Source organism: Knoellia locipacati (assembly GCF_044791685.1).
Classification (GTDB): Bacteria; Actinomycetota; Actinomycetes; order Actinomycetales; family Dermatophilaceae; genus Knoellia; species Knoellia locipacati_A.
The window spans coordinates 758,076-769,630 of sequence record NZ_CP087730.1; the positions used below are offsets into that span (position 1 = coordinate 758,076).

At 71.6% G+C, this 11,555-nt stretch carries 8 protein-coding genes; 7 read left to right on the top strand and 1 reads right to left on the bottom strand.

All coding sequences use genetic code 11. The features are described from left to right. Window positions 1-77 precede the first annotated feature (77 nt). The gene (locus LL946_RS03445; protein ID WP_404384811.1) at window positions 78-2,066 is read left to right on the top strand and encodes an adenylyl cyclase; all 1,989 of its coding nucleotides are present in this window, start codon (window positions 78-80) and stop codon (window positions 2,064-2,066) included. 31 nt (window positions 2,067-2,097) lie between these two features. Continuing rightward, window positions 2,098-2,436: a TraR/DksA family transcriptional regulator gene (locus LL946_RS03450; protein WP_404384813.1), complete on the top strand. Its 339-nt coding sequence runs from the start codon at window positions 2,098-2,100 to the stop codon at window positions 2,434-2,436. A gap of 180 nt (window positions 2,437-2,616) precedes the next feature. Here LL946_RS03450 and rsmI read toward each other — a convergent pair whose 3' ends face one another. Continuing rightward, entirely contained in the window at window positions 2,617-3,465 is an 849-nt protein-coding gene (gene rsmI / locus LL946_RS03455; protein ID WP_404384815.1) for a 16S rRNA (cytidine(1402)-2'-O)-methyltransferase, read from the bottom strand. A 51-nt stretch (window positions 3,466-3,516) separates the two neighbouring features. Here rsmI and LL946_RS03460 point away from each other — a divergent pair, with 51 nt between their 5' ends. From LL946_RS03460 to LL946_RS03480, 5 genes are all read left to right on the top strand, one after another. Beyond that, entirely contained in the window at window positions 3,517-5,070 is a 1,554-nt protein-coding gene (locus tag LL946_RS03460; protein WP_404384817.1) for a dolichyl-phosphate-mannose--protein mannosyltransferase, read from the top strand. Window positions 5,071-5,126: 56 nt separating this feature from the next. Beyond that, on the top strand, window positions 5,127-8,732 hold the full coding sequence (locus LL946_RS03465) for a TM0106 family RecB-like putative nuclease (protein WP_404384819.1): 3,606 nt from the start codon (window positions 5,127-5,129) through the stop codon (window positions 8,730-8,732). 284 nt (window positions 8,733-9,016) lie between these two features. Then, window positions 9,017-9,565, top strand: coding sequence for an ABC transporter substrate-binding protein (locus tag LL946_RS03470; RefSeq protein WP_404384821.1), 549 nt, complete (start codon window positions 9,017-9,019; stop codon window positions 9,563-9,565). Window positions 9,566-9,663: 98 nt separating this feature from the next. After that, a complete protein-coding gene (locus LL946_RS03475) occupies window positions 9,664-10,104 on the top strand; it encodes a hypothetical protein (RefSeq protein ID WP_404384823.1) in 441 nt (146 codons plus the stop codon). Window positions 10,105-10,470: 366 nt separating this feature from the next. Next, on the top strand, window positions 10,471-11,553 hold the full coding sequence (locus LL946_RS03480) for a sigma-70 family RNA polymerase sigma factor (RefSeq protein WP_404384825.1): 1,083 nt from the start codon (window positions 10,471-10,473) through the stop codon (window positions 11,551-11,553). Window positions 11,554-11,555 lie beyond the last annotated feature (2 nt).

The window sequence follows — 11,555 nt, forward strand, 5'->3', positions numbered from 1 at the left end:
GCTATGGCGCAGGTCACAACCCTGCTGACATGCTGTCGCTTCGAGGCAGTGCTGCCTCTCCGGCGAAAGGCGTCCCCATGCTCGCTGTCCCGACCCCCGCTCCCCGACGCACGACGCGCCGCCGCGCCACGCTCGGCGCCGCCCTCGTCGGCGCCCTGTGCGCGGCACTGCTGGGAGTGCCTGCGGCCGCGTCGGCACCGGCGGCATCGCCGACAGCCTTGGCATCGACGGCAGTCGCGGCGCCGGCAGCACCGAAGGCCCCACCGGCGGCTGCGGTCGACCTCGGGCCACGGGTCGTCGTCTTCGACCCCTCGATGCCGGTCGCCGAGATCCAGGCACGTGCGGACGCCATCCACGCCCAGCAGGTCGACGCCGAGATGGGCACCGCGCGCTGGAGCCTGCTCTTCCGCCCCGGCACCTACGGCACCGACACCCAGCCACTGCAGATCAAGGTCGGCTACTCGACCGAGGTCGCCGGGCTCGGCGCCTCACCCTCCGACACCGTGATCAACGGCAAGGTCGAGGTCTACAACCGGTGCCTGACCGACGCACCCACCCAGCCCTACTGCGTCGCCCTCAACAACTTCTGGCGGTCGATGTCCAACCTCACGATCCAGGTCAACGGTGCGGGCCAGGACGGGTGCCGGGCCTCCGCGAACTTCTGGGCCGTCTCGCAGGCCTCGTCGCTGCGCCGGGTCGACGTGCGCGGCGGGAACCTGTCGCTCATGGACTACTGCACCGACGGTCCGCAGTTCGCCAGCGGCGGCTACCTCGCCAACTCCCGCGCCGCCTTCATCATCAACGGGTCGCAGCAGCAGTGGATCACCCGCAACTCCGAGGTCGGCGGCTGGTCCAACGGTGTGTGGAACCAGGTCTTCGCCGGCACCATCGGCGCACCCTCGGAGGCCGGCTTCCCGAGCCCGCCCTACACGACCCTGGAGAACACCCCGGTGAGCCGTGAGAAGCCTTTCCTCTTCGTGGACGGAGCCGGGGCGTGGCAGGTGCAGGTCGCCGACGCGCGCACGAACTCGCTGGGGACCGACTGGGTCGGCGGCTCCGCGGCGGGGCGCACCCTGCCGCTCTCGGCGTTCCACGTCGCGAGCCCGTCGGACTCGGCGACCCAGCTCGCCAGCCAGCTCTCGCGCGGCAAGCACCTGCTGCTCACCCCGGGCGTCTACGACGTCGACCGGAGCCTCGTCATCCGTCGTGACGACACCGTAGTGCTGGGCATGGGGCAGGCGACGCTCACCGCGGTCGGCGGCGCCGTCCCGGTCGTCGTCGACAAGCGCGCCCACGGCGTCGTCGTCGCGGGTGTCACCATCGACGCCGGCACCACCCTGTCGCCGGTGCTCATGCAGGTCGGCGACTCCGGACCGGCAGCTGCCTCCGGGACGGGGGCGCGGGTCCCACGCTCTGCGTGGGCCGGCATACCCAGCACGACCCTCAACGACGTGTACTTCCGCGTCGGCGGGCCGCACGTCGGCAAGGCCGACGTCTCGCTCCAGGTCGACGCCGACGACGTCCTCATCGACCACGCCTGGGTGTGGCGGGCCGACCACGGGGTCGAGGGCTTCACCGCAGGAGTCAGTGGCGACACCGACCGGTGGCTGACCAACACCGGGCGGGTGGGCCTCGTCGTCAACGGCGACCGGGTCAGGGCCACGGGCCTCTTCGTCGAGCACTACCAGCAGCACAACACCATCTGGAACGGTGAGGACGGCGAGGTCGTGCTCTACCAGAACGAGCTGCCCTACGACCCGCCCTCGCAGGCCGACTGGAACCGGCCGGACGGCACCCGCGGCTGGACGGGCTACAAGGTCGCGGACGACGTCACGAGGCACCACCTCTACGGCGGCGGGGTCTACGTCTACAACCGCAACGACCCGTCGATCGTCACCGAGCGCGGCTTCGAGGTGCCCGAGCGCGACGGTGTGCGGCTGCACCACATCCTCACCGTCAACCTCGACGCGGGCGCGATCGAGCACGTCGTCAACGACACCGGCGACCGGGTCGACAGCACGCACCCCGGCATCCCGAGCTACGTCGTGGACTACCCGGCCCCCTGAGGATGTCGGGGCTGCGTGACAGCCTGAGGTGATGGTGCTGATCCGTGACGTCCTCGAGGCGGACCGCCGGGCCACGCTCGAGCGGCTCGCGGCGCTGAGTGGCGACTTCGACCGGATCGTCGACGCCTCCCGCGACAGCAACGCCGACGACGAGCACGACCCGGAGGGCGCGACGATCGCCTACGAGCGCTCACAGCTCGACGCCCTCGTCCAGCAGGCGCGGGTGCACCTCACCGAGGTCGAGGCAGCCCTGGCGCGGGTCGAGGACGGCACCCACGGGACGTGCGAGCGGTGTGGTGGCGAGATCGCGGCCGCGCGCCTCGAGGCGCGCCCGACGGCGAGGACTTGCGTCACCTGCCCGTCGCGCTGACCGCGTGCCCCGAGCGGCGGTCGGCGTCGCAGTCGAGCACGCCGACCAGGCGTCGAGATCGGGGAGACTGCACCCGATCGCGGCCGAAAGGTGCCGGCCGCCCGATCTCGACGCGCGCACACCACCCCGACGCGGCGCTCGGCGGCGCTCGAGGCGCTCGAGGCGCTCAGCGGGTCCCGGTCAGCGCTGGGCGGCCAGCGCCGCGTCGTACAACGCCTTCTTGGACAGACCCGTCGCCGAGGCGACGTCGGCGCACACGTCCTTGAGCCGCTCCCCCGCGGCGACCCGGTCGAGGATGCCCGTGAGCTGGCTGTCCACGTCACCGACGGTCACGTCGGCCCCCGCGACGACGACGGTGATCTCGCCCTTGACGCCGTCGTCGGCCCACGCGACGAGCTCCACGAGCGACCCCCGCCGCACCTCCTCGTAGGTCTTGGTCAGCTCGCGGCACACCGCCGCCCGGCGCTCCCCACCGAACACCGCCTCCATGTCGGCCAGCGACTTCGCGATCCGGTGCGGCGCCTCGAAGAACACCATCGTCCGGTGCTCCTGCGCGAGAGCCCGCAGCGCCCGCACCCGCTCGCCGCCCTTGCGCGGCAGGAACCCCTCGAAGCAGAACCGGTCGACCGGCAGCCCGGACACCGCCAGCGCCATGAGCACCGCCGACGGGCCCGGCACGCACGTCACCCGCACGTCGATCCCGACGGCCGCCGACACGAGGCGGTACCCCGGGTCGGAGACGGACGGCATACCGGCATCTGTGACGACGAGGACGCGAGCGCCCTCACGAAGTCGCTCAACGAGGTCAGCGGTCCGGGCCGCCTCGTTGTGCTCGTGGTAGCTGACGACCGAACCGCGCGGGTTGACGTCGAGCGCCTGGCAGAGGCGGCGCAGGCGGCGGGTGTCCTCGGCCGCGATGACGTCGGCGCCCGCGAGCTCGTCGCCCAGCCGTGGCGCGGCGTCGCGGGCGTCCCCGATCGGCGTCGCCGCGAGGACGAGCACTCCCTCACCCGGCACCAACGCAGTCATGGCGCGATCCTCCCACGCGTCCTCACAGTTGCGGCTGCCTACGATGTGCCGGTGACCCGGACCGACGAGCTGCGCGCCCGCCTGCTCGGGACCAGACCCACCGACACGCTCTGGGGCTGGGTGGGGCCGCTGGCCATCGCGGCGATCGGCGGGTTCCTCCGCTTCTGGCAGCTCGGTCGCCCCGACTCGCTCGTCTTTGACGAGACCTACTACGTCAAGCAGGGCTGGTCGCTCATCCAGCACGGCGTCGAGCTGCGCGTCGAGGGCAAGAACGAGGACGCCGACAAGCTCTGGAACGCCGGCAACGTCGACGTGTTCTCCGACCAGGGCGACATGGTCGTGCACCCACCCGTCGGCAAGTGGCTCATCGGCGCCGGGGAGTGGCTGTTCGGGCCGGGGAGCGCCTTCGGGTGGCGCTTCGCCGTCGCCCTCCTCGGCACCCTGTCGATCCTCATCGTCGGACGGGTCGCCCGGCGGATGTTCGGCTCGACCGTCCTCGGCTGCATCGCCGCGCTGCTCCTCGCCGTCGAGGGCACGCACTTCGCGCTGTCCCGCACCGGCATCCTCGACATGGTCGTGTCGTTCTTCGCGCTGGCCGGCTTCGCGGCGCTCGTCGTCGACCGCGACCAGAGCCGCGCCAAGCTGGCACGTGTCGTGGGGAGGCGCACACCCGGCATACCCCTCAAGAGAGGGCCGTGGCTGGGAGTCCGGCCCTGGCGCTGGGTCGCGGGGCTCTCGCTCGGGCTCTGCGTCTCCACGAAGTGGTCCGGGCTGTTCTTCCTGGCCGTGTTCGGCCTCATGACGGTGTTCTGGGACATGGGCGCGCGACGTGCGGTCGGCGTGCCCTCGTGGTGGCGCGAGGGCGTGCTCAAGGACGGCCCGTATGCCGCGGTGCAGCTCGTCGTGACCTCGGCCGTCGTCTACGTGGTGTCGTGGTCGGGATGGTTCGCGTCGTCGAAGGGCTACCACCGGCAGTGGGACACGTTCCACCCCGGCGAGGGGATCCAGTGGCTGCCGGCGGTGCTGCGCAACTGGGTGAAGTACCACCAGGACATGTGGCAGTTCAACACCACGCTGACAACGCCGCACTCGTACTCGTCGAACCCGTGGGGCTGGATGATCCAGGCCCGGCCGACGTCGTTCTTCTACGTCGGCACCAAGGACGGCGAGGGCGCGTGCACCGTCGAGTCGTGCTCGCAGGCGGTCCACACGATCGGCACCGTGTCGGTGTGGTGGGCGGGCATCGTGGCGCTGCTCGTCTGCGCGTTCTTCTGGGTCGTGCGCCGTGACTGGCGGGCAGGAGCGGTGCTGGCCGGGGTGGTCGCCGGGTACGGACCGTGGTTCCTCTACCAGGAGCGCACGATCTACGCGTTCTACACGGTCGCGTTCGTGCCGTGGGTGGTGCTCGGCGTGACGTTCTGCCTCGGGATGATCCTCGGTGGGCGGGCGGCGTCGAGGGAGCGACGGCGGATCGGGGCGCTGGTCGTGGGGACCTACCTCCTCGTGACGATCGCGCTGTTCGCGTGGTTCTACCCCATCTACTCGGGGCAGGTCGTGCCGTACGCGGACTGGCTGCGGCTCATGTGGTTCCGATCCTGGATCTGAGCCCGGTTCCGGGTCGCTCCACGGACGTGTCGGTGGGCGTCCCTATCGTGGGATCCATGTTCCTCCTCCGCGACGACGCGCGCCTGGTCCTCAGCCCGAGCGACCTGCGCCTCGCCTCCCAGTGCGAGTTCGGGCTCGTGCGCGAGCTCGACGTCGCGCTGGGTCGCCTCGCTCGGAGCGACGAGGCCGACGACCTCATGCTGGAGCGGCTCAAGGAGCTGGGCGACGCCCACGAGCGGCAGGAGCTGCTCCGCCTCTCCGCGGCGTACCCGGGTCGGGTGCGGCAGTTCCCGCGACCGGCCTACGACCTCGCCTCCCTCACGGCGGCGCACGAGACGACCATCGCGACCCTGCGCGGCGACGACACCGACGTCGTGTTCCAGGCGACGTTCTTCGACGGCGGCCTCGTCGGCCACGCCGACTTCCTCGAGCGCACCGCCGACGGCTGGCTCGTCTGCGACACCAAGCTCGCGCGTCACGCGTCCGTCCCGGCGCTGCTCCAGATCGCTGCGTATGCCGCCCAGCTGCGTGCCGCTGACATTCCGACTTCTCCCGTGGCCCGGCTCGTGCTGGGCAGCGGGCTGACGACCGACCACCTGCTCGACGACATCCTCCCGGTCTACGCCGCACGACGGGCTCGTCTCGAGGACGTGCTGGCCGTGCACCGGGCCGAGACCGGGCCGGCTGTCTGGGGCGACCAGCGCTGGCTCGCGTGCGGCCGCTGCGAGGTGTGCGAGGCCGAGGCCGAGGCGGCGCGCGACGTGCTGCTCGTCGCGGGGGTCCGTCTGCCGCAGCGTCGTCGCCTGCTCGAGGCGGGCGTCACGACGATCGACGAGCTCGCGGTGCGCACCGAGCCCGTGCCCGACGTGCGTGAGTCGACGCTAGCTCGGTTGCGCGAGCAGGCGCGCCTCCAGCTCGTCCAGGAGTCCGACCCCGAGGGCCGGGTCGTCGCCGAGGTCGTCTCCGGTGCGGCGCTGCTGGCGATGCCCGCCCTCAGCGACGGCGACATCTTCTTCGACTTCGAGGGCGACCCGCTGTGGTCCGAGCGCGGCTCCCACGACTGGGGCCTCGAGTACCTCTTCGGCATGGTCGAGGTCGACGGTGTCGATGTGGCCGCCGGCGAGAAGCCGCGCTTCCGCACCTTCTGGGCGCACGACCGCGCGCAGGAGAAGCAGGCACTCATCGACTTCGTCGCCTACCTGCACGAGCGGCGCCGGCAGTGGCCGGACCTGCACGTCTACCACTACGCGCCCTACGAGAAGAGCGCCCTGCTCCGCCTCGCCGCCCGCCACGGGGTGTGTGAGGACGACATCGACCAGTTCCTACGCGACGGGGTCTTCGTCGACCTGTATGCCGTGGTGCGCTCGGCCGTCCGCGTCTCTCAGCGCTCCTACTCGATCAAGAAGCTCGAGCCCCTCTACATGGGGCAGCGCACCGCGGGGGTCGCCAAGGGCGACGACTCGATCGTGGCCTACCACCGGTTCGCGCTGGCTCGCGAGATGGACGACGTCGAGACCGCCCGGCGCGAGATCCAGGACATCGCCGACTACAACGAGGAGGACTGCGTCTCGACCCTGCTCCTGCGCAACTGGCTCCTCGCACGGCAGGCCGAGTCGACCGCCGCGGCTGGCAGCGCCAGCGGTGCGACCGTCGCGCCACTGGCGGGTGACGGGTCGCTGCCCAACGCCGACGCGCAGGTGCCCAACGACGCGCGGCTCGCCCTGCTCGATCTCGAGCGGGTCCTCCGGTCGACCATCGACGAGGTCAAGCCGCAGGACCGGACGCCGGAGCAGCAGACCGTCGCGATGGTCGCGGCGACGCTGCTCTTCCACGCCCGCGAGGACAAGCCGTTCTGGTGGAAGCACTTCGACCGGCTGCGCCTCCCCGTCGGCGAGTGGATGTCCGACCCCGGCGTCTTCGTCATCGAGGACAGCGAGGTCGTCGAGGAATGGCGCCGCGACACCCCCCGCCAACGGCCTCGCCGCACGGTCGTCGTCAAGGGCGAGCCCATGGGTGGCGTGCTCCTCGGCCCGGGGTCCGAGGTCTCCGCTGTCTACGCGTGCCCGCCTCCGCTCGGCGTCGAGGTCCTGCCCGGCCACCTCAACGCCAAGTCGTCGGCGTCCGTCCGAGTCCTCGAGGCCGACGACGTCGTCGCGCCCAACGGGCACATCCACCAGGTCCTCACCCTCGAGGAGCTCATGCCCAAGGACGGCGACGAGCACGACTGCGTCCCGGTTGCGCTGGTGCCCGCCGGGATCGTGCGCACGACCAACATCGACGCCGCTCTCGAGCGGCTGGCCCGTCGGGTGCAGGCGTCCCTGCCCGAGCTGCCCGCGAGCGCCGGGGTCGACGTCCTGCTGCGACGCCCTCCACGACTGCGCTCGGGCGGCACGCTGCCAGAGGTCGGCGCGGGCGACGACCGCTACGTCCGCGCCATCCAAGCGGCGCTGCTCGACCTCGACCGCTCGGCTCTCTCGGTGCAGGGGCCGCCCGGGACGGGCAAGACCTACGTCGCTTCACAGGTCATCGCCCACCTCGTGCGCGACCACGGCTGGCGCGTCGGGGTGTGCGCACAGTCGCATGCAGCGATCGAGAACGTCCTCGCGGCCGTCGTCGCGGCGGGGGTGGCCCCGGACCAGGTCGCCAAGATGACCAAGGAACGGGTCGACCCGCCGTGGACCGACCTGGCCTCTGCCGACGACCTCGCCCGGTTCGCCGCGGAGCAGGAGGGCGGCTACGTCATCGGCGGCACGGCCTGGGACCTCACCAACCCCAAGCGGGTCCAGCCCGGCCAGCTCGACCTCCTCGTCATCGACGAGGCGGGCCAGTACTCCCTCGCCAAGACCCTGGCGGTGGCCGAGGCCGCCGACCGGCTCCTCCTCCTCGGCGACCCGCAGCAGCTGCCCCAGGTCTCGCAGGGCACGCACCCCGAGCCGGTCGACGCCTCGGCACTGGGCTGGGTGATCCGGGCCGAGCGCGACGACGAGCGTGTGCTCCCCGCCTCGCACGGCTACTTCCTCGAGACGACGTGGCGCATGCACCCCGCCCTCACCGAGCCGGTGTCGCGCCTCGCCTACGAGGGGCGGCTGGTGTCGCACGAGGACCGCACGGCCAAGAGGTCCCTGGAGGGCATCGAGCCCGGCCTGCACGTCCGGATGGTCGAGCACCGCGACCGCGCCCAGTGGTCACCCGAAGAGGCCGAGGTCGTCGTCGACCTCGTCCGTAACCACCTCGGGCGCTCGTGGCAGGTCTCCCCCGAGGACGCTCCCCGCCCGCTCGGGCAGAAGGACATCCTCGTCATCACGCCCTACAACGCCCAGGTCGGCACCCTGCGCGCTGCCCTCGACGCCGCCGGGTTCGACGACGTCGCGGCCGGCACCGTCGACAAGTTCCAGGGTCGCGAGGCCCCGGTGGCGATCGTCTCGATGGCCGCATCTGCCCACGCGGACGTCCCCCGGGGCATCGGGTTCCTCCTCGACCGGCACCGCCTCAACGTCGCGGTCTCGCGAGCCCAGCACGCGGCATACCTCGTCCGTTCGACCGTGCTCACGGACTTCGCGCCCCGCACCCCGGGCGACCTCATCGCGCTGGGGGCGTTCCTGGGGCTGTGCGAGCGGGCGGTGAGCACGACGTCCGGTGCAGTGACGGCCAGCCACCGCTGACCCGATCCGCGACCCGGGCCGTGGTTCCGACAGGTGACCACGGCCCCTGACGCCTTCACCCACGGTCCATGACGCGGGGACCGCGCACATTTGCGCTCGGGTGCGGTGGGGCTCGTGCTCGATCCGAGCTCCGGCTCGATCCTCGAGCCAGCGGTCTCGCGTCATGTGACCGAGGCATCGGAGTCTTCATCACCGTGACGGGATGCAGTGCAACCGCATGCTGCGACCGACACGACGGAACCCCAACGCACGAGGCCCCATCGGGCCCCACGAAGGAGCACGTCATGCTGAAGTCCAAGATCATCGGTACCGGTACCGCCGTCCTACTGGCGGGTGCTCTGGGCATGGTGCCGGGCGCCGCCTCGGCCAGCGCCGCACCTGTCTCCACCGCCAAGGCCGTCGCCGCCGCGCAGCCGGCCGCCACCACGCTGCCTGTCACCGGAACGCTGCCGGACGGCACCGCGTTCACGGGCGCCTTGAGCAACCTCACCACCTCGGTGGTCGACGGGGTCGTGCAGCTCACCGGCACCATCACGGGGACGGGACTGCCGACGGGCGGCACCGAGTTCACGGCGCCGATCCAGGACCTCGCCGCCACGGCGGGGTGCAAGATCCTCACGCTGGACCTCGGTCCGCTGAACCTGGATGTTCTCGGGCTGGTCGTCGACCTGGCACCGGTCTCGCTCGACATCACCGCCGTCCCCGGCCCGGGCAACCTGCTCGGCAACCTGCTCTGCGCCGTCGCGGGTCTGTTCGACGGCCCGGGCAACGCTCTCGGTGGCATCACCGCGCTGCTCAACCGGATCCTCAGCGGTCTCGGCCTGGCTCTCTGAGCCACCGACCCTGAGCCAGTGGCGCCCTGCCCATCACCCCAGGGCGCCATTGGCGCACCTCCCCATCGACAGTTCCGCGCAACGCTTGGAGGCACCCGATGACGGTGATCGCCTTCCGACCCCGACCCGGTCACGGAGAGACCTCCGTCCCGGACCCGCACGCCACCGCATTCAGCGGCGTGTTCCGCTCGCCACGCGGACGGACCGGGACGATGGCTGGGGAGCTGCGCATGCATCGGCTCGTCATCACCCCTCGCGGGGCCTTCGTCACGGGGGTGTTCACCGGGACCCTGCGTGACTTTGACGGCACCGTGGTGGGCGCGGACAGCCGACGACGCACCGTCCGCGCAGACCTCCGCCGCGGTGACGACGGCCTCCACGCCGTGATCCGGTCGATGCAGCTCGACCTCATGGGACTCTCCGTCGACATCGACGCCTTCGAGGTCGCCCCCACGGTCCCGTTCCACACGTCACCCCTGCGTCTTGACCGCGCGCGACGCGCGGTGGCGACCGGGCCCAGCCCGCTGCGCCCTCGATGAAGGCCGCAGCGCTGCTCACGCCGTTCCTCGTGCTCGGACTGCTCCACGTCCTGCAGCGACTCGAGGTCTGGACCGGGAGCTCGGGCGACACACGCCCCCCACGGAGGAAGGAACCGAGAATGACCCAGCAGCACGAGGGGCAGACCGAGCCGACCGGGGAGTCACCCCTGCTTCGCGACCCTCCGCCCCCGCCGGGCTACGTCGAACCCCTGGCGGGCAGCAGCGCCGAGGATGCCCTCCCCGCCCCGGCGGACGACGGTGCGCCTGACGACACGGCGACGGACAGCTCCGCGAACGGTCTCCAACCGCTACACCGGGCTGCGCGCTGACCCCACCGTCCCGACATCGCAGCGTAAGGTCACAGGCGTGACTCAGGCGCAGGCTCACGACGAGCCGGAGCGGGTCGACGAGGCTGCGCGCGTCGCTGACCTCATCCCCATGCTCCGGCGCATCGTGGGCGCTCGCATCGGTGCGCATCCCGCGGCGGAGGACATCGTCCAGGAGACGCTCGTGCGGGTTCTGGACGCCGAGGAGCGCATCGAACCGGGGATGCTCGAGCCCTATGCCATCACGACGGTGCGCAATGTCATCGCCACCATGTGGCGGCAGGACGACCGCGACGCTCGCAACCAGCACCGCCTTCACGACCCCAGCGAGCCCGAGGACGCGGAGCACCGGGTGGTGGCGACCGAGGAGCAGTCCGCCATCAGCGAGGCCCTCGGTCGTCTGAGCGACCGGGAACGCCAGATCCTGCTGGCGCACGAGGTGAGTGGCCAGCCCACGCAGACCTTGGCCGACGAGACCGGCAGCACGGCGGGGGCCGTGGCCGCCCAGCTCAAGCGAACTCGGGCGCGCTTGCGCGTCGAGTACGTTCTGGCCCTCGAAGGCGTCGAGCCTCCGACAGACCGGTGCCGGCCCGTGCTGCTCGCCCTGAGCAGCGCCGACCGTCGCCGGCAGCGTGAGCTGGACGCCCCCCGGCACCTCCTCGACTGCCAGGTCTGCGCTCGGCTGAGCGAGCCGCTGCTGAGCAGGGGGCCGCTGCGTCAGGACGAGATCCACGTGGCGATCAGCGCCGATCCCGACATCGTGGCTGCGCGCCAGGCAGCGCGCGAGCTCGCGGTGCGCGCTGGGTTCGTGGGTACCGACCTCACGATGCTGGCCACCGCGGTGTCGGAGGTGGCACGCAACATCGTGCGGTTCGCCTCGAGCGGCGAGGTGAGCATCGAGCTGCTCGACGGGCCACGGTCCGGCATACGCGTCGTGGCCCGGGACAGCGGGCCCGGCATACGGGACGTCGACCGTGCGCTCGAGGACGGGTTCAGCACCTACAACGGCCTGGGCCTGGGACTGCCCGGCTCGCGACGCCTGATGGACGAGTTCAGCATCGAATCCCAGCCCGGCACGGGCACGACGGTGACGATGACCAAGTGGATCGAGAAGAAGGACTGAGC